At 66.3% G+C, this 17,680-nt stretch carries 19 protein-coding genes; 4 read left to right on the forward strand and 15 right to left on the reverse strand.

Going from position 1 to position 17,680, the window contains the following annotated elements:
• The first annotated feature begins 170 nt into the window (after positions 1–170).
• A complete protein-coding gene (locus B133_RS0113135; RefSeq protein ID WP_026256378.1) occupies positions 171–575 on the forward strand; it encodes a DUF5319 domain-containing protein in 405 nt (134 codons plus the stop codon).
• Here the strand turns inward: B133_RS0113135 and B133_RS0113140 are convergent.
• From B133_RS0113140 to B133_RS0113150, 3 genes are all read right to left on the reverse strand, one after another.
• Positions 566–1,753, reverse strand: a complete 1,188-nt coding sequence (locus tag B133_RS0113140; protein WP_018601721.1) for an anti-sigma-D factor RsdA — start codon at positions 1,751–1,753, stop codon at positions 566–568. The two genes, B133_RS0113135 and B133_RS0113140, sit on opposite strands and share 10 nt — an antisense overlap.
• Positions 1,746–2,324 carry a sigma-70 family RNA polymerase sigma factor gene (locus B133_RS0113145; protein WP_026256379.1) on the reverse strand — a complete coding sequence of 193 codons (579 nt, stop codon included), beginning with the start codon at positions 2,322–2,324 and terminating at the stop codon, positions 1,746–1,748. The genes B133_RS0113140 and B133_RS0113145 overlap by 8 nt, the downstream gene beginning before the upstream one ends.
• 90 nt (positions 2,325–2,414) lie before the next feature.
• Positions 2,415–3,224 carry a hypothetical protein gene (locus B133_RS0113150; RefSeq protein ID WP_018601723.1) on the reverse strand — a complete coding sequence of 270 codons (810 nt, stop codon included), beginning with the start codon at positions 3,222–3,224 and terminating at the stop codon, positions 2,415–2,417.
• Positions 3,225–3,653: 429 nt separating this feature from the next.
• On the opposite strand from B133_RS0113150, the gene B133_RS0113155 reads away from it, so the two are divergent.
• Both B133_RS0113155 and B133_RS24640 read left to right on the forward strand, forming a co-directional pair.
• The gene (locus tag B133_RS0113155) at positions 3,654–3,944 is read left to right on the forward strand and encodes a WhiB family transcriptional regulator (protein ID WP_026256380.1); all 291 of its coding nucleotides are present in this window, start codon (positions 3,654–3,656) and stop codon (positions 3,942–3,944) included.
• Between the two features lie 249 nt (positions 3,945–4,193).
• A complete protein-coding gene (locus B133_RS24640; protein ID WP_198290998.1) occupies positions 4,194–4,340 on the forward strand; it encodes a hypothetical protein in 147 nt (48 codons plus the stop codon).
• 43 nt (positions 4,341–4,383) lie between these two features.
• Here B133_RS24640 and B133_RS0113165 read toward each other — a convergent pair whose 3' ends face one another.
• Complete coding sequence (locus B133_RS0113165; protein WP_018601726.1) at positions 4,384–4,746, reverse strand: heme-binding protein; 363 nt, start codon at positions 4,744–4,746, stop codon at positions 4,384–4,386.
• 44 nt (positions 4,747–4,790) lie between these two features.
• Entirely contained in the window at positions 4,791–5,093 is a 303-nt protein-coding gene (locus B133_RS24920; RefSeq protein ID WP_081618225.1) for a hypothetical protein, read from the reverse strand.
• Between the two features lie 1,237 nt (positions 5,094–6,330).
• Between B133_RS24920 and B133_RS24425 the strand changes: the two genes are divergently transcribed.
• Positions 6,331–7,290 carry a hypothetical protein gene (locus B133_RS24425; RefSeq protein ID WP_157625865.1) on the forward strand — a complete coding sequence of 320 codons (960 nt, stop codon included), beginning with the start codon at positions 6,331–6,333 and terminating at the stop codon, positions 7,288–7,290.
• A 45-nt stretch (positions 7,291–7,335) separates the two neighbouring features.
• Here B133_RS24425 and B133_RS0113175 read toward each other — a convergent pair whose 3' ends face one another.
• The 10 genes from B133_RS0113175 to B133_RS0113225 all read right to left on the reverse strand — a co-directional run bounded on the left by B133_RS0113175 (position 7,336) and on the right by B133_RS0113225 (position 17,676).
• Entirely contained in the window at positions 7,336–8,790 is a 1,455-nt protein-coding gene (locus B133_RS0113175; RefSeq protein WP_026256381.1) for an FAD-binding oxidoreductase, read from the reverse strand.
• A 233-nt stretch (positions 8,791–9,023) separates the two neighbouring features.
• Positions 9,024–10,637, reverse strand: coding sequence for a chaperonin GroEL (groL, locus tag B133_RS0113180; protein WP_018601728.1), 1,614 nt, complete (start codon positions 10,635–10,637; stop codon positions 9,024–9,026).
• Positions 10,638–10,749: 112 nt separating this feature from the next.
• Positions 10,750–11,052, reverse strand: coding sequence for a co-chaperone GroES (groES, locus tag B133_RS0113185; RefSeq protein ID WP_036418614.1), 303 nt, complete (start codon positions 11,050–11,052; stop codon positions 10,750–10,752).
• A 302-nt stretch (positions 11,053–11,354) separates the two neighbouring features.
• The gene (gene tsaD, locus B133_RS0113195; protein ID WP_018601731.1) at positions 11,355–12,401 is read right to left on the reverse strand and encodes a tRNA (adenosine(37)-N6)-threonylcarbamoyltransferase complex transferase subunit TsaD; all 1,047 of its coding nucleotides are present in this window, start codon (positions 12,399–12,401) and stop codon (positions 11,355–11,357) included.
• Positions 12,398–12,862 carry a ribosomal protein S18-alanine N-acetyltransferase gene (gene rimI / locus B133_RS0113200; protein WP_018601732.1) on the reverse strand — a complete coding sequence of 155 codons (465 nt, stop codon included), beginning with the start codon at positions 12,860–12,862 and terminating at the stop codon, positions 12,398–12,400. Before rimI ends, tsaD begins: the two co-directional genes overlap by 4 nt.
• Positions 12,859–13,503: a tRNA (adenosine(37)-N6)-threonylcarbamoyltransferase complex dimerization subunit type 1 TsaB gene (gene tsaB / locus B133_RS0113205; protein ID WP_018601733.1), complete on the reverse strand. Its 645-nt coding sequence runs from the start codon at positions 13,501–13,503 to the stop codon at positions 12,859–12,861. The genes rimI and tsaB overlap by 4 nt, the downstream gene beginning before the upstream one ends.
• Complete coding sequence (gene tsaE / locus B133_RS0113210) at positions 13,482–13,949, reverse strand: tRNA (adenosine(37)-N6)-threonylcarbamoyltransferase complex ATPase subunit type 1 TsaE (RefSeq protein WP_018601734.1); 468 nt, start codon at positions 13,947–13,949, stop codon at positions 13,482–13,484. The genes tsaB and tsaE overlap by 22 nt, the downstream gene beginning before the upstream one ends.
• Positions 13,942–15,054, reverse strand: a complete 1,113-nt coding sequence (locus tag B133_RS0113215) for an alpha/beta fold hydrolase (protein WP_018601735.1) — start codon at positions 15,052–15,054, stop codon at positions 13,942–13,944. Before B133_RS0113215 ends, tsaE begins: the two co-directional genes overlap by 8 nt.
• On the reverse strand, positions 15,051–16,217 hold the full coding sequence (gene alr, locus B133_RS0113220; RefSeq protein WP_026256384.1) for an alanine racemase: 1,167 nt from the start codon (positions 16,215–16,217) through the stop codon (positions 15,051–15,053). Before alr ends, B133_RS0113215 begins: the two co-directional genes overlap by 4 nt.
• A gap of 64 nt (positions 16,218–16,281) precedes the next feature.
• A complete protein-coding gene (locus tag B133_RS0113225; RefSeq protein WP_018601737.1) occupies positions 16,282–17,676 on the reverse strand; it encodes a glutamate decarboxylase in 1,395 nt (464 codons plus the stop codon).
• Between the last annotated feature and the right edge of the window lie 4 nt (positions 17,677–17,680).

The raw sequence follows: 17,680 nt of genomic DNA on the forward strand, positions 1-17,680 counted from the left end.
GGCGGGCCTCCAGGTGACAGGCGCGGTCGCAGAGCTTTACGCCTAATCCTATCGGCTCGCCATTTGAGGTCGCGCCACCGCCGGATTGGCGCGCGGAGTCGCCGCGCCGCGAGGCGCGGGCCCTCGCGGCGGCTGGCGCGACACCTGTGGTGCTGCGTAGGCTGGGACTCGTGCGTGACCACCTCCCACCTGGTTTGCCACCCGATCCCTTCGCCGACGATCCGTGTGATCCGTCGGCTGCGTTGGATGCCATCGAGCCGGGCCAGCCACTGGACCCACAGGAGCGCACCGCAGTCGAGGCCGACCTGGCAGATCTTGCGGTATACGAAGCGTTGTTGGCGCACAAGGGAATTCGCGGCCTCGTGGTGTGCTGCGACGAATGCCAGCAGGACCACTACCACGACTGGGACATGCTGCGCGCCAACCTGCTGCAACTGCTCGTCGATGGCACCGTCCGCCCGCATGAGCCGGCGTACGATCCAGAGCCCGACGCCTACGTGACGTGGGATTACTGCCGCGGCTACGCCGATGCTTCACTCAATCAAGCCACATCGGAAACCGACGGCTACCGCTGACCGCCGCCGGCTGTATCGGGTAATCCGGGAGCCTCTATGACCGAGGTCGCCGGTAGCTGAGGCCGATTGGCCTGCCCTGGCTGGTCAAGGGCGCCCTGTCGCTGTTGAGGCACGTCCTGACCGGGCTGCTCCGCGCCGTCACCCCCACTTGTCGAGCCTCCGCGCGCCGGGCCGGTCACAGTTGGTTCGGCCGCCGAAGGAACGCTCACGGTAGGCAGGGTCGTGGTCTGGGTATGCGTCGGTGATGACACCACCGACGAGGCGACCGAGGACGGCGTGGCTTCCTCGCGCGGACTGGACGACGACGGGGCCGCCGTACTCGGCGACGTGACCGGCGACGACGTGGTGACCGATGCCGAGGTCCCGGTCGATGTGGACCTCGACGGGGTCGGGGACGACGAAGACGACGACGTATCGGACGGCGACGTGGTGGTCTCCTCCGGCGTCGACGAGCTCGTGCCCGACGGCGTGCTGGTCGGTGACGTGTTCGTCGGTGCAGACGTGTCGGACTCGCTCGTCGTGCCGGATGTGCTGGTCTGCGGCGTCGACACCTCCGGCAGCACCACCGGCGGCGCGTTGGGCGGCACCGTCGCGTTGGGGTCGCGATTCTCGACCTTGACCGACAACTGCTGCAACTGATCGACCAACTGCTGCTTGCGCTCGGCGTCGTTGACCGTCGCCACCGTGGTGGTGATGGTGCTCAGCTTCTCCTGTGCGGCCTGCCACTGGCCCTGGTCGATGAGCTGCTGGACCTGCGCCAACTCAGCCGAGGCAAGCTCGACCTTGACGTCCCGGGTGGGTCGGTCGCCGAACATCACGGTGCGCATGCCGTAAAGCGCGTCGCCGGGACCTGCACCGTAGACGGCCGCACCGAACCCGCCCAGGCACAACACTGCCGCGGCCACCGATCCGACCAACGCCAACGGCAGCCGCGACCACCTGCGCGGCGTTCCGCGGTTCAGAGCCGAGATCGCGTCGCGGGTCGTCACGACACCTGACGTCGGACGCCGTGCCTCGTCACGCCACCCTGCAAGCAGCTGGGCCAGCTCGGCCTCGGCAGAGTCCGTCGCGTATACCGGGCGGTCCAGCGAGAGCGCCTCGATGAACCGGTCGGTGCGGTTGATCTCGTTCAGTGAGGGATCGCCACCATTGGACGTCCAGCGGCCGAAGTCAGGCATAGTCACGTCCCGTCGCCATGACTTCCGACTTCAGCCGACTCAGCGCCCGGTGCTGGGCCACACGGACCGCGCCGGCGGTGCTGCCGACGGCTTCTGCGGTCTCCTCGGCGCTCATGCCGACCACCACCCGCAGGATCAGGATCTCGCGTTGCTTCTCCGGCAGCACCGACAGCAGCTTGGCCATCCGCGCCGAGGATTCGGCGTCGAGAGCCGACTGTTCCGGGCCGGCTTCCAGCGAGTAGCGCTCCGGCACCGCATCGGTGGGGTCAGCCCGATTCCGGGCTGCCGCGCGATGCGCGTCGGCAACCTTGTGCGCGGCGATGCCATACACAAACGCCAGGAAGGGTCGCCCCTGATCCTTGTAGCGCGGCAGCGCCGTAATGGCGGCCAAGCACACCTCCTGCGCAACGTCATCCGCTGAAAGACCACTTCGTTCGGTCATGCCGACCCGTGCCCGGACGTACCGAACGATGATCGGCCGGATGATCTCCAGGACTTCCTGAAGCGCATTCCGATCGCCGGCCACAGCTTCAGCAACGACAGCGTCGAGACGGTCTCCCGAACTTGTCATCGTGAGCGATATCTCCAGCGTTACTCGGCACCGACACTCGCAGGCGCTTGGTTGAGCTAAACAATAACGATCGGCGCGGGGCGACCGGGATCAGTCGCCGGACCAGACCCCGCCCCTGCGACGCACTGTATCGGCGCACCCGCCGCGGATCGCTCCGAGTTGCGCAGGTGAGTGGGCTGCGCTGCCGATGTCGGCCAGCAGACACGCCAGCGCCCACCGTAACGGGATCAGACCGAATTTCTCGGTCGCCAACAGCGCAGCGTCGGCCACGGCGCGGGCCCGGTCCAACTGTCCGGCGCTGCACAGGGCAGCGGCCAGGACGACATCGGACTTCACCGCGTGGCGCGCAGACGGGTAGCCGGCGGCGACCTCGATTCCCTGTTCGGCATGTGTGACCGCCCGGGTTCCGTCGCCGCACATCATGGCCAGCTCGGCGCTGACCCATGCCAGCCGCACCGCGGGGCGCCCGCTGCGGTCACCCACAATCGAGCGAGCCCGATCCAGCAACCGCGCCGACATTGAGAACCGGCCCACGCCGAGCGCATCTGCGGCCAAACCGATCAATGCGTCGGCGGGTGCCTCGGGATCGGCGGAGCCATCTCCTCCGCTGTGGGCCCATGCTTGTCCGTCTGCGGCACGGGCCCGGTCGTGCCCCCCGAGCTGACGCAAGAACGACGCCCGGGTGCTGTGGCTAAGCGACAGCAACGGTCCGGATCCGACGCTGCGGTCGATGACGGACAGTTCGGCCAGCGCACTGCCGTAGCGGCCCTGGCCTCCGGCGGCCACGGCACGCAACCATCGGTCGCGCGCCGTCGTGGCAGTCGGCAGCGGCCAGCGTCCCGGATCGTCTCCGAACGCGGCGTTCGCCAGCACGGTTGCTGCGTCAGTGATGCTGCTCATCGGTTTCCGACGCTATCAATGTCCCGCAAATACGGGGTCTGCGGGAACCATACCGCCAGGCACCGCCCAAAAGATATTGTCGAGTCTGCATCGGTTAACAATGGATGCACGCGACGTTAATGAATGTCAACCAGCCGCCTGACGTTACGAATGCCGCGTGCCGTCGTAGCGGTTCCGAACAGCACAAACGTCATCGCGCCGAGCACGCAGCAACACCGTTCCCGCAGCGCGCGCATCTCAATGATGAACGTGATGTAAATTCTCGACCTGCGGATATGTCACGGAGCACACGCTCAGACTATTGACGCGAATTAATGAACGCCCCTAGTTTATGTGCACGAGTAGTCATCGGCGACATGTGCTCAGTTCGGTTCCACCAACTCACGCACGCTCACATAATCGGAATGGGCGTGCAGAGAGGGGCTTTCCATGCCACAGCCGCAGCAGCTACCCGGACCCAATGCGGATATCTGGGACTGGCAGATGCAGGGACTTTGCCGGGGCGTCGATTCGTCGGTGTTCTTCCATCCCGACGGGGAACGTGGACGGGCCCGCGCCCAGCGCGAATCGCGCGCCAAGGAGATGTGCCGCAGCTGCCCCGTGATCATCCAATGCCGATCACATGCCCTCGCTGTCGCCGAGCCCTATGGCATATGGGGTGGGCTCAGCGAGTCCGAACGCGAACTCCTCTTGAAGCGGGGCATTCGCCGCACAGCCTGACATCAGCAAACGAAAAAGGGCCCTCATTCCGCGGTGGAATGAGGGCCCTTTTCGCACGCTCCGGATCTGATATCGCCGACAGCGGGCGACGGCTGCGCGCTGGCGGGACGGCAAACCCCATCGAACCGACGGTGGTCTTGCGCGATTCGGCATCGTCGACGCTCAGCGGGCCGGCCCGGCGCGCCCCACAATCGGGCACGATCCGATGCAGCGGTGTTCAATCCGCGTCCGCCCGCCAAGGAGAGTTGCATGACGACCGATGTGACCGTGACAGAAACCGGCTCGGGAACCTACACGCAGGAGATCACCGCCGGAAGCCACCGAATCATCGCCGAACGCTGCCCGGTACATCAGACGCTGACCTCGGAGGTACGCATCACCACGACCGCGGTGTGATCACCGGCTAGATCAACGCTGGCCTCTGGCCCCGCTGGGATCGTCAGGGAGTCGCGGGAAGTCCGCAGCGGTTGCGGAAGTCGACCGAGGGTTGTCTGATCCGCTGAAGATCGTCACGGACTGTGGGGTTGGCTTCCAGATAACCCTGAACCTTGTTCGAGATTTGATCTTTGGGTTGACCCTTGAGACCGGTGAAGAAATCGTTGACGTCGGGGTGCTCGGTCAAATAGTTAGACGTGTCAAAGGTGACACCGGACATGACGCGCGCCATCTCAGCAGCCGTGCACGGCGGTGGTACCGGCGGTTCGGCGACGGCGGACGCAGCGCCGAACAGCGCCAGGCCGGCCAGGACACCGGTACCGATCGCAGCGCCGATTGCGCGGTTTGTCAGACGGATTGGCAACATATTGGCTCCTTCAGCAGCTGGTCGACACTTCACGATGCGAATCCTCAACGTGGGCCGATACCACCACCCCCGCCGGGGCGACCCGGACCTCCCGGCCGTCCCGGGTTCCAAGCAATGCCGAGATCCCAGTCGTTGCCGCAGTACCAGTCGTTTTCACAGGGATAGGGAACGACTGGCGTCGCAGCTACAGGTCCGCCATCCACGCCGCGCACATCTCCTTGCGCGCATACGGTGGCGTAGCCCGAACTGGTGCAGTCGGCCTTCGCCGTCGGCGCGAAGGTAACCACCCCGATCGGCAACATCGCCATTGCCAATCCTAAGACCAGGTAGCGCTGTCTTATCCGCACGGCCGCATCCCCTTATTTTGCAGTTAGGAGGGCTCGATGACCCGAATATACCGAGGTTATACGGCATTTCCGGGACAGAGATACAAATCGACGCAATCGTAAACCGGGACGGCAATTATATTCCCCAACGCAATAAATTTGGCGTAGAGACCGCACGGGCACCGCCGGAGCTGGCAACGCCACATTGGCATGCGTGGTTGCCGGACCCCTTTCCCAAGCCCGTTCGGCGAGCTTCTGATGACCCTCTTCTGGAGCGCGCCGGAAACACCCGCACCTGACGGACGGCACTTGCTCGGTTCGATCCGAAAGCCGCTCCGGCGGCCAAGCCCCCGGCGGCGCGGCGCAGAACCGTCTGACGCGAAACCCCGCCCGGGCCGTTCCGGCGGTACTGTCATGTCCGAGCTGTGAGCTACCGGGCAATGAAAACCGGCCGGTCACACCGCGTGTCGCGCCATCTACCCAAGCTGCTGATGTCCCGGCCCTCTCAGTTCTGACGGAGCCGTAAATTTTGAACCGAGACCGACCGGGCTAGTGCCTGTTGACAAGATTCAAACGCTGACTGCATATTAGTTTTGCTGTTGGTTAAGTCATGCTCGATCCTCGCTATCAGCAGCTAACACGAAAGCCCGGCTGCGAGGAGACGGTCATGATCACCACCCGTAGCCAGCGGCTTGCCGCTGCAAGCTTGATGTCGGCCGCCCTCCTGATGAACACCATGAATGGTGCGATTGCCTCCGCGGATTCCGAGTCCGACCCCACCTCAGGTGCGAGTCAGGAGAACTCCAGCAGTTCGGCCGGTGACGCCAGCGACCGCAACGTCACGAGCACGGCTGTTTCAGGCCCAAGCACCGACAAACCCCGCTCCACACTCTCCGCACAGACGAACACCTCGACTCAAACGGCGGATACGGCCGACGCGGCGGATAAGACAGACACCACACCGTCAACCACCAAAGCGTCAGCGGATCCACCCAGCGCAGACCGCAACATCACCACCACGACGACTTCCGGAGCCGGCCCCAACAAACCCCGCTCCACACTCTCCGCACAGACGAACACCTCCACTCAAACGGCGGATAAGACAGACACCACACCGTCAACCACCAAAGCGTCAGCAGATCCACCCAGCGCAGACCCCGGCATCACCACCACGACGACTTCCGGAACCGACCCCAACAAACCCCGCTCCGCACTCTCCACGGAGACGGACACAGCCACGCCATCAGGCGCACAAGGCGTGTCAGACAACTCCGGCCAAGCTGCAGCTGAACCGATAGCCTTCACCAAAGCGGTGGAAGCCCTGCTCGCCGCGGCCGACCAGCAGGTCCCGGCAATTCCACTTCCCATTCCGGCCACCAAGATCACGCCGAGCGCCGCCTCCGGGAACAAATCGACCGTCGCGGAGGCACCGAACGATTCCGACATCGCCAAATCCGCGCAGCCGTCGACTTCCTCAACGAGGGTCACCGTGACGTCTGACGTCGACACTGCCGTCACAGCGGTCGCTGAGGTGGCTGCATCGACGTCAATAGCCGAGATAATCGCGAAGGCCGCGACAGTGGCGGTTCAGTACGCCGTCATCTGCCTCATGCGGACATTGGCGACAGCCTCCAATTTCGTCCACGCCATCTTGCAGCTACCAGCAACTATCCGCGACATACTCGCCACCCTGTGGATCACATCCAGTGTCGAGAGCCACCACGGGCTCTTTTCCGCCTCGGACGGCGGGCCCCTGAACCTGACCGCGCCGGCGAGTGTCCAGGACAGTTCGCCAGGTACCGTCGGCAGCTCCCTGGCGGTCGATCGCGGAGGCATAGAGGTGGACGGCGGGATCGTGCTGTTGGCCTCGTTGCAGCCGCAGTCAGCCGCATCGACGCTCGCCAAGGCGACGCCTCCGGGTCACTCGACATTGAGTCTGATAAAGAACGCGATCGCTGCCGTCGCGGTGTCGGTGTCGATATGGGCGCTGCTGTATGCCGCATTGCCAGGCCTGGGCGGCTTCCTCTCCTTCGGGGCAATCGGCGTGCGGATCGGCTATCGCCAGTCCAGCGCCGGAATCGCCTTGCGCAGCCCGGAATTGGCGCGTTTCGTGCGATCCGGGCCTATCGGCGTCGCACGTACCGGATCATTGGTTTCCGTTCATGTCCGCACCGCAGATGCCAACCACACGACCCGGCACCTTCAACGCATCGCCTAGCCGACACTTGTCCCGATTCCCGGGTTGCTCGCCGATAACGTCGCATCAAAGGTTCAGGCCGGAGAACATCACCCGCCCCGGGTCGTATTTCTGCCGGACGGCGGCCAGCCGGGAGAGGTTGGCGCCGAAATACCGTGACGCAGGCTGGTTCGCCTCGAGATAGTTCACGTAGCCGCCGACCGAATACGGTGCCACCGCTTGGTGAGCGGTGCTGAGCCAGCCGGCTGCTGCCGCCGGCGAGCCCGAGGTCTCCACATACCACTGGACCAGAGCCGACTGCCTTCGCCACGGGAAGGCGGTGTCCCCCGGCCCCACGCTGGCCAGCGCGCCGTCGAGCGCATGCATGATCACCAACGGACGCCCGGCCCCATTGGGAAAAGCATTGAACGCCGCGGCGATCCCCTGGGCTGCGGCCGGGGTGATCGAGGGAAAGACGTCGGATCCGCCGACGTAGCCCAGCGGCGACGGATTGAGGTTGTTGACGGCCAAGTACTGCACCAGGTCCAGGTAATTGAACGTGTGTTTCTCCACCCCGATGGGTTGCAGCCCCACCGCTTTGGAGACGGCGGCCGCCGCGGCGTCACCGCCGCCAGCCGGACAGGTGGCCAGGATGCGACAGTGCGCGCCACCCGGGTCGGTGATGGTGTCGGCCAGTGCCCAGCTGCTGCGGTCGGCGGTACGCAGCCAGTTCTGCCATCCGACCAGAACCTGCGCAAAAGCCGGCAACGGGAAACTGAGGCTGACGGCATCCACGTCGCTGGTGGGAAACGTGGCGAAGGTCAGCGCTGTCGTCACTCCGAAATTGCCACCGCCCCCGCCTTTTAGCGCCCAGAACAAATCGGGATGCTCGTTGGCCGATGCGGTGACACCCGCGCCACCGGGCAGCACCACCGTCGCCGACACCAATTGATCACACATCAGGCCCGCGTGCCGCGATTGCGCGCCCAACCCGCCACCCAAAGCGTGCCCGGCCGCGCCGACCGTCGGGCATGTCCCCGTCGGGATCCCCCTGCCAGCTGAGGCGAGGGCCTGGTGGATGGTGTACAGACCGGTCGCGGGCGTCACCGTGACATACCCGGTGGCGGCGTCGTAGTTGACACCGCCTGGCAGCTGACGCAGGTCCAGGATCATGGCGCCGGTCGCGGTCGACGCACCCACATACGAATGCCCGCCGCCCCGGGGAGCGACCTTGAGGTTGTGGGCAGCAGCGAAGGCCATCGCCTTTTGCACTTCCACCGCCGAGGTCGGGATGACGACGGCCGCCGGTACGAAGTCGTTGAAGTTGGTGTTGAAAACCGCTTTGGCCGAGTCGAATTGCACGTTGTCCGGCAAAATCACCGGATCTTTGATAGCTGCGGAGAGGCCCTCCCAGCCGGAGGCGCTGGGCTCGGCACCCGCCCGGTTGGATCCGAACACCGCTCCGGCAGCCAACGCCCCCACGGCGCCCCGCAGGAATGTTTGACGCGAGATCCCACGCGGTAACTCCCGCGGTACCGTCATGTCCGAATTGTGGCCCAGCTGGCACGAAAAGCCGTACACAGCAGGATGTGTCGCGGTCTCAGTCCGATAACCGATTCGTCTACAAAGCGTGAAGTTTGTGACCACCTTTGAGCAGGGAAAGGATGCCGGAGTTCGCAGCACCTCTGACCACTCGCGAATGTGGCGCCGAGCACGACTGACGCCAACGAAAACACCCCCGGCCCATCGGACCGGGGGTGCTCCGTACGCACTACCTAGTGGGCGTGCCCGTGATGGCCGTGGTCGGCGTCTTCGGCCGGCTTGTCCACAACCGCGGTCTCGGTGGTCAGAATCATCCGGGCCACCGATGCGGCGTTGAGGACTGCCGAACGGGTCACCTTGACGGGGTCGACGATGCCGTCGGCGACCAGGTCGCCGTAGGTCAGCGTCGCCGCGTTGAAGCCCTGCCCGTTGCCAAGCTCGCTGACCTTGTTCACCACGACGGAGCCGTCCAGCCCGGCGTTGGTTGCGATCCAGTACAGCGGGGCCGACAGCGCCGAGGAGAACACCTCGACGCCCAACGCCTCGTCGCCCTTGACCTCACCGCGCAGCTTGTCCAGCGCCGCACGGGCCTGGACCAGTGCGGTGCCGCCGCCGGTGACGATGCCCTCCTCGACGGCCGCTTTGGCCGCCGCGACGGCGTCCTCGACCGCTTCCTTGCGCTTCTTGAGATCGGTCTCGGTGGCAGCGCCGACCTTGATCACCGCGACACCGCCGGCCAGCTTGGCCAGCCGCTCCTCCAGCTTCTCGCGATCCCAGTCGGACTCGGTGGTCTCGATCTCGGACTTGAGCTGCTTGACGCGGTCGGCCACGGCCTCCTTGGAACCGCCGCCGTCGACGATCACGGTGCTGTCCTTGCTGACCACGACGCGACGCGCCGAACCCAGCACGTCGAGGCCGGCCTCACGCAACACCAGACCCACGTCGGGGTTGATCACCTGGGCGCCGGTCACGATGGCGAGGTCTTCCAGGAACGCCTTGCGACGGTCACCGAAGAACGGCGCCTTGACCGCAACGGCCTTCAGGGTCTTGCGGATGGCGTTGACGACCAGGGTCGACAGCGCCTCGCCCTCGACGTCCTCGGCGACGATCAGCAGCGGCTTGCCTGCCTCGGCCACCTTCTCCAGCAGCGGCAGCAGGTCGGGCAGTGAGCTGATCTTGTCGCGGTGCAGCAGCACCACCGCGTCCTCGAGCACTGCTTCCTGCAGGTCGAAGTCGGTGACGAAGTAGGCCGAGATGAAGCCCTTGTCGAAGCCGACGCCCTCGGTGATCTCCAGCTCGGTGTTGAGCGTCGAGGATTCCTCGACGGTCACGACACCGTCGTGGCCGACCTTGGTCATGGCCTCGCCGACCAGCTCGCCGATCTGCTCGTCCCGCGAGGACACCGTGGCGACCTGGGCGATGGCGGTCTTGTCGGAGACGGGCTTGGCAGCGGCCAGCAGGACCTCGGACACTGCGTCGGCGGCCTTGCCGATACCGAGACCCAGCGCGATCGGGTTGGCGCCGGCAGCGACGTAGCGCAGCCCGGACTTGATCAGTGCCTGCGCCAGCACCGTCGCGGTGGTGGTGCCGTCACCGGCGACGTCGTTGGTCTTGGTGGCCACCGACTTGACCAGTTGGGCACCCAGATTCTCGAACGGATCCTCGAGATCGATCTCCCGAGCGACGGTGACACCGTCATTGGTGACCTGCGGGCCACCGAACGCCTTGGCGAGCACCACGTAGCGGCCGCGCGGGCCCAGGGTCACCTTGACGGCGTCGGCGAGCTTGTCGACACCGGCCTCCATGGCACGGCGCGCAGTTTCGTTGAACTCAATCTGCTTGCTCATAGATGTCTTTCCTTAATTTCCCCGTCGCTGCGCTCGCCCAAGGCAATACGCATACCGCCCCGGACACCACCCGTGCTCACACGGGGATCTCCGGGGCGGGACACGGGTGCTTTTACTTGGAGACGACAGCCAGCACGTCGCGGGCCGACAGGATCAGGTACTCCTCGCCGTTGTACTTGATCTCGGTGCCGCCGTACTTGCTGTAGATGACGGTGTCGCCCTCGGCAACGTCCAGAGGGATCCGCTTGTCGCCGTCCTCATCCCAGCGGCCGGGGCCAACTGCGACGACGGTGCCTTCCTGCGGCTTTTCCTTGGCGGTGTCGGGGATGACCAGACCGGAAGCGGTCGTGGTCTCGGCCTCGTTGGCCTGAACGAGGATCTTGTCCTCGAGTGGCTTGATGTTGACTGCCACGATGGAAGCCCTCCACTTGTCGGGGTGTGGATCCGGGGGTATCCCAGATGCCGATTACCAGGTGTTCGTGGCATGCGCCCGTGCCCTCGCTCCGTCGTCGCGGGTGCCGGCGCTGGGGTTGGCCGCGTGCCACCTAGCACTCTATACATGCGAGTGCTAGCACTCAAGGTTGGGCTGTGACTATTTGGTCGTTTGTTCATTCACAGCGAACACAGTGGCGGTGCAGGTCGCGTCACAGCAGCCGGTGATCTCCAGCTTGTCCGCGGCAGTGCCGATGCGCGATCCGCCCGCGGCTTCTCGCTGGCTCACGCCACCTGACCCCGCACCACCGGTAGTCCAGGATCACTCGCGACGTCCAGCGGTGAGGGCTCGGCCCCCGCCGCGATGAGATGCGCTGCGAACGACGCGATCATCGCGCCGTTATCGGTACACAATCGAGGCCGCGGGACCCGAAGTGTCAAACCTTCTGCGGCGCAACGTTCTTCGGCCATCTCACGCAGCCGCGAGTTGGCCGCCACGCCACCGGCGATCAGCAGTGTGGAGACTCCTAGGTCGGTGGCGGCACGCACGGCTTTACGGGTCAGCACGTCGGCGACCGCCTCCTGGAAGCCGGCCGCGACGTCAGCCTTGACCGCAGCGGAATGGACCGCTTCTTTTTCCCAGTGGCGCGCCACCGCCGTCTTCAGACCGGAGAAGCTGAACGCATACGGGTCGTCGCGCGGCCCGGTCATCCCACGAGGGAAGACGACGGCGTTGCGGTCACCCGTGCGGGCCAGGTCGTCGAGCACCTTGCCGCCGGGATAACCCAGCCCCAGCAGCCGGGCCACCTTGTCGTAGGCCTCGCCGGCGGCGTCGTCGACGGTGCTGCCCAACTCGATGATCGGCTCGCCGAGCGACCGGACGTGCAGCAAGTGGGTGTGTCCGCCGGAGACCAGCAGTCCGACGCTCTCCGGGAGCGGGCCGTGGTCGTACACGTCGGCGGCCAAATGCCCGCCGAGGTGGTTGACGGCGTAGAACGGCACATTCCAGCCGGCCGCATAGGCCTTGGCTGCGGCCACCCCGACCAGCAGAGCCCCGGCTAGGCCCGGACCGATGGTGGCGGCGACGACGTCGGGCCTCTCGATGCCCGCGGTGTCCAGCGCGCGCCGCATGGTGGGGCCGAGTGACTCCAGGTGGGCGCGCGACGCGATCTCGGGGACGACGCCGCCGAACCGGGCGTGCTCGTCGACGCTGGACGCGACCTCGTCGGCAAGGAGAGAAACGGTTGCCGGCCCCCCGTCTTCCGGCAAGGAGAGCTCGGCGATGCCGACTCCGGTTTCGTCACAGGAACTTTCGATGGCCAGGATGATCACGATGGACTCCGGGTAGGCAGGCGTTGCATGGTATAGGCGTCGGCACCGCTGACCCGGTAATACCGTTTACGCAGACCGATGTTGACGAAGCCGACGCTCTCGTAGAGCTTGATCGCCGGTACGTTGTCGGTGCGGACTTCCAGGAAAACCATTCCACCCGAGGCTATCTCGAGCATGGCGTCGAGCAGCCGACGCCCGATGCCCTGGCCTTGGAAGTCGGGATCGACACCGATGGTGTGCACTTCGTACTCGTAGGGGCGGACCCGACCCAATCGGGAGATCCCGGCATAGCCGACGAGGCGTCCCTCGCAGCGCGCAGCGACGTAGTGGTTGTGCTTGGCGGCCAGCTCGGCGAAGAAGGCCCGTGCCGGCCAGGGATCGTCTCCGGGGAACAGCTGAGATTCCAGTTCCGCGCAGCGGTCGGCGTCGGCCTTGGTCAGCGCGCCGTACACGATGGTCATTTCCGCGCCGCCACAGACGGTTTGGCGTCAGGCCGGCGCAGGTAGAGGGGGATCAGCGGAGCCGGGTTGCCCCAGTCGTTCACCGCAGCGACGAGGCCGTCCGGCGTCGGGTACACCGGTTCCAGGCGCGGCAGGTCGAACAGCGCGGTGTGCTCGGGCGATCCGGCCACTTCGTCGGCCCCGGCGGGCACGTCCGCGGGTGCGTTGACGGCCGGGCCCTCGATGCGGACCCCGTCGCGGTAGCGCGCCCAGTACACCTCACGGCGACGCGCGTCGGTAACCACCAGCACATCGCCCGAGGTACGCACCCCGATGGCGTCGAGGCTGCACACGCCGTACACGGGGACACCGAGTGCGTGCCCGAAGGCCGCGGCGCTCGCCATGCCGACCCGCAGCCCGGTGAAGGGGCCGGGACCGCAACCGACGACGACGGCGTCGAGGTCGGCCATCGTCAGCCCGGCATCGGCCAACGCAGCCAGCACATTCGGGGTGAGTTGCTCGGCATGCGCTCGCGGGTCGACGGTGACCCGTTCGGCCAGGATGGTCACGGTGCCGTCGTCGGCGCGCCGTGCCACCCCAGCGCTGACCGCGGGCGTTGCGGTGTCGATCGTCAGCAGGTTCACGGCGCGCTCCACTGCCACGTCACGGTACGGACCTCACTGTCGGAGTCCCGGTCGATCCGGATGTCGAGATGGTGGTCGGACAACCGCTCGGCCAGTCCCTCACCCCACTCGACCACCACCACGGCGTCCTCCAGATCGGTGTCGAGGTCCAGCGCGTCGAGTTCACCGAGCAGATCGGCTCCGGTGTGGTCGAGCAGCCGGTACATGTCGACGTGGATCATGGCAGGCCTGCCGGCTTGGCGCGCCCGATGCACCCGGGCCAGCACGAAGGTCGGCGACACCACGGGCCCGTCGACATCCATGGCTTGGGCAATGCCCTTGGCCAACACCGTCTTTCCCGCACCCAGCGGCCCGGACAGCACCACCACGTCGCCGGCGCTCAAGCCCGCACCCAGTGTGGCACCGAACACGATGGTGTCGTCGGCGGTCGACAGTTGCGCGGTTCCCGCGATGCGCTCAGTCATGGGGCCGGATCCGGTCGCGCACCCGCCGCGACAATGTGACCAGCTTGGACGGGGTGGCCCGCTGGACCAATCCGACCAGCGCGTCGTCGATCACCTCGGGCTCCTCCAGTTGCACCAGATGGCCCGCTCCCCCGACGATCACCAACTCCGATTTGGGTAGCTGCGCGGCCATGACCTCTGAGTATTCCATCGGGGTGAGCAGGTCCCGATCACCACAGGCGATCAATGTCGGCACCCGGGCCAACACCGGCAGGGCCGCCGTCTCGTCATGCACCTCGAGTGCGTGCAGGAACTCCACCACTGTCGTGATCGGCGTGCCGTGCATCATCTGCTCGGAGAACTCCACCACGCTGGGGCTGATCTTCTCGTCGCCGTAGGACGCGGCGCGCAGGATCGGGGCGATGACCGACCGCGCGGCACCGCGGGTGCGATGCACCGTCTTCGGTGCGTACCGCGCGGCGAACCGCACCACTTCCAGCGCCGGGTTGCGCAATATCTCGCCGAGCGGAGACCGCGACACTCCTTCGGCGGCCGAGGCGATCAGGGCGGCACCTACGACCCTCGACGGGTAGCGCTTCGGGAACTGGCGGGCGTGCGACAGCACCGCCATGCCGCCCATCGAATGGCCCACGAGCACCACCGGGCCGCGCGGAACCGTCACCGCCAGCACGGATTCGAGGTCCTCGCCCAACTGCTCGACGGTGTAAGTGTCAGGCCCGGCTGTCCCCGACTGGCCGTGGCCACGCTGGTCGTAGAACACCATCCGCACCTGCGGACCCCATTGCTCGGCCAGCCGGGCCCGCTGAAAGTGGAAGGCACCCATCTCAAGACAGAATCCGTGGGCGAACACCACCGTAAGCGGGGCGTCGAGCGGTCCGACCTCGCGCACTGCGAGCGGCACTCCGTCGACGGTGGTGACGACCGAACTGCGGTCGGCGTCGAGTAGGTGAAAGTCCTCCCCGGCGTAGGGATCCTCGTCGAGGACCCGACGGCCCAGCGACCGTGCGACCGAGAGGCTCGCGACAGTGCCGACGGCGGTCAGTCCGGCTGCACCCGCCAGCCAGCGGGCCCGGTGATGGTGCTCATCGAAGGTGCTGCCGCTCAATGGCTCTGGCCCGAAACGTAGGTGTGCACGACCCGGCCGCGCGGGCTGGTGACGATCTCGTAGTGGATGGTGTCGAGCAGATCCGCCCAGTCCTGTGCGGTGGGCTCACCCTGAGTGCCCGGCCCGAACAGGATGGCGTCGTCGCCCTCGGCGACGTCGGCCGCGTCAGGTCCGAGATCGACGACGAACTGGTCCATGCACACGCGCCCGACGGCACGCCGGCGCCTACCCCTGATCAGCACGTCGATCCGGCCGCTCAGAGCCCGGTAGACACCGTCGGCGTAGCCGATCGGCAGCAGCGCCAGTGTGGTGTCGCGGCGGGCGACCCACAGGTGGCCGTAGGACACCCCGTCCCCGGCTCGAACCGAACGCACCAGTGCCACTGGGCATTTCAAGGTCATCGCGGGCCGCAACCCCGTATCGCCCCGGTCCGGGACGGGGTTCAGACCGTAGACCGCGACTCCGGGCCGCACCATGTCGAAGGCCAGGTCGGGCCGGGTCATCACGGCGGGTGAATTGCTCAGGTGGGCGATCTCGAAGGGCACTCCCTGTTGGCGGCCACGGTCGCGCATTTCAGTCAGCCGCTGCGCCTGCACGCCGTTGAACGGATGCGCCGGGACGTCGCCGTGCACCAGGTGGCTCATGATCCCCCGCACCCGGATCGCCCCGTCGGTGTGGGCGCGGTGCAACGCGGTCAACATTGCGGGATAGTCGGCGGCGCTCACCCCGTTGCGGCTGAGCCCGGTGTCGACCTTCACCGACACTGTGGCGGTGCGGCCGGTCTGTGCGACCGCCAGCAGAACATCGTCGAGTTGGCGTGACGAGGACACCGCAATCTGGACATCGGCCGCCACGGCCGGGGCGAAGTCGGTTCCCGGCGTGTGCAGCCATGCCAGCACGGGGGCGGCGATCCCGCCCGCGCGCAGCGCCAGCGCCTCGGCGATGGTCGCGACGCCGAGTTCGGCGGCCCCTGCAGCGAGTGCGGCCTGGGCGGCCGGCACGGCGCCATGCCCGTAGCCGTCGGCCTTGACCACCGCCATGACCTGCGCCGCCCCGGCCAGCTCACGCAGCACGCCCACGTTGTGCCGGATGGCGCCGAGATCCACCACTGCCTGCGGCGTTGCGCTCGGCGCCAGCGGGGTCGTGAGTTCGGTCGTCTGCATCGTCATATCACCGCCCGCCATTGTCCCAGAGACGACGAGCCCCCCGCACCAACAGCAGGCACGGTCAGTGTGTGAAGGGCTGCACCCTGTCGAAGAATCCGCCGGGCTTGAGTTTGTCGAGGTGGCCCAGGACGGTGATGGTGTCCTCTTTGAAGGCCCTGGCCAGGTCCGTCGAGAACCCTTCACGGACCACGATCCGCAGCACGACGACGTCGTTCGCCTTGTCGGGCATGGTGTACGCCGGAACCTGCCAGCCGAATGCGCGCAACGCCTGTGACACGTCGAATTCGGTGTAGCCCGGGTTGCCCTTGAGCCGGAAGCTGATCACCGGGATGGCCGATCCGTCAGAGATGATGTCGAAGTGCTCGCTGGCACGGAGCTCGTCGCCGAGCCACCGCGCGGTCTGTGAGAGACATTTCATGACCTGGGTGTATCCGGCCCGGCCGAGGCGCAGGAAGTTGTAGTACTGGCCCACCACCTGGTTGCCGGGCCGGGAGAAGTTCAGCGTGAACGTCGGCATGTCGCCGCCGAGGTAGTTGACCCGGAACACGAGATCTTCGGGCAGGTGTTCCTTGCTGCGCCACACCACGAACCCGATACCTGGATAGGTCAGCCCGTACTTGTGCCCGCTGACGTTGATCGACACCACGCGGGGCAACCGGAAATCCCACTCGAGGTCGGGGTGCAGAAACGGCACCACGAAGCCACCGCTGGCGGCGTCGACGTGCACCGGGATGTCGAGCTTTCCGGAGCCTGCGAGCTCGTCGAGGGCCGCGCAGATCTCGGCGACCGGCTCGAGTTCGCCGGTGAACGTGGTGCCGAGGATCGCGACGACGCCGATGGTGTCCTCGTCGACCGCGTCGAGCACCTGTTCGGGGGTGATGACGTATCGCCCCTCCTCCATCGGCAGATAACGCGGCTCGACGTCGAAGTAGCGGCAGAACTTCTCCCACACCACCTGAACGTTGGAACCCATCACCAGGTTGGGGGTACGACCCTTCCATCCGGATGGGTTGTCGGTTCCGCCGAACTTTTCGCGCCAGCGCCATTTCAGCGCCAGGCCCGCCAGCATCACGGCCTCGCTAGACCCGATGGTGGATACGCCGGTGGCACTTGATGGATCGTCGTCGCGCAGGTCTTCGGCATGAAAGAGATCGGCGACCATGTTGACGCAGCGAGTCTCGATGGCGGCGGTCGCCGGGTACTCGTCCTTGTCGATCATGTTCTTGTCGAACGTATCTGCCATCAGCTTTGCCGCCTCGTCATCCATCCAGGTGGTGACGAACGTCGCCAGATTCAGCCGCGAACTGCCGTCGAGCATGAGTTCGTCCTGGATGAACCGGTAGGCCGCCGGAGGATCCATCGCGTCGTCCGGCAAGCGCAGCGCAGGGACCGGTGCCATGTCGAGTCGCCCGGTATAGGCGGGCGCGACGAGGGCATGGGAGTGCTTGCGGGACATGTGA

The sequence above is a fragment of the Mycobacterium sp. 155 genome (genome assembly GCF_000373905.1).
Lineage (GTDB): Bacteria > Actinomycetota > Actinomycetes > Mycobacteriales > Mycobacteriaceae > Mycobacterium.

What these genes read in the sequence shown, in the direction of transcription:
- B133_RS0113155 (WP_026256380.1), top strand. Translation starts at nt 3,654, where the DNA reads ATGCCACAGCCGCAGCAGCTACCCGGACCCAATGCGGATATCTGGGAC.
- rimI (WP_018601732.1), bottom strand. Translation starts at nt 12,862, where the DNA reads ATGACCATCGTGTACGGCGCGCTGACCAAGGCCGACGCCGACCGCTGC.
- B133_RS0113175 (WP_026256381.1), bottom strand. Translation starts at nt 8,790, where the DNA reads ATGACGGTACCGCGGGAGTTACCGCGTGGGATCTCGCGTCAAACATTC.
- B133_RS0113140 (WP_018601721.1), bottom strand. Translation starts at nt 1,753, where the DNA reads ATGCCTGACTTCGGCCGCTGGACGTCCAATGGTGGCGATCCCTCACTG.
- B133_RS0113150 (WP_018601723.1), bottom strand. Translation starts at nt 3,224, where the DNA reads ATGAGCAGCATCACTGACGCAGCAACCGTGCTGGCGAACGCCGCGTTC.
- alr (WP_026256384.1), bottom strand. Translation starts at nt 16,217, where the DNA reads ATGCAGACGACCGAACTCACGACCCCGCTGGCGCCGAGCGCAACGCCG.
- tsaE (WP_018601734.1), bottom strand. Translation starts at nt 13,949, where the DNA reads ATGACTGAGCGCATCGCGGGAACCGCGCAACTGTCGACCGCCGACGAC.
- B133_RS0113225 (WP_018601737.1), bottom strand. Translation starts at nt 17,676, where the DNA reads ATGTCCCGCAAGCACTCCCATGCCCTCGTCGCGCCCGCCTATACCGGG.
- B133_RS0113145 (WP_026256379.1), bottom strand. Translation starts at nt 2,324, where the DNA reads ATGACAAGTTCGGGAGACCGTCTCGACGCTGTCGTTGCTGAAGCTGTG.
- B133_RS24640 (WP_198290998.1), top strand. Translation starts at nt 4,194, where the DNA reads ATGACGACCGATGTGACCGTGACAGAAACCGGCTCGGGAACCTACACG.
- B133_RS0113165 (WP_018601726.1), bottom strand. Translation starts at nt 4,746, where the DNA reads ATGTTGCCAATCCGTCTGACAAACCGCGCAATCGGCGCTGCGATCGGT.
- groL (WP_018601728.1), bottom strand. Translation starts at nt 10,637, where the DNA reads ATGAGCAAGCAGATTGAGTTCAACGAAACTGCGCGCCGTGCCATGGAG.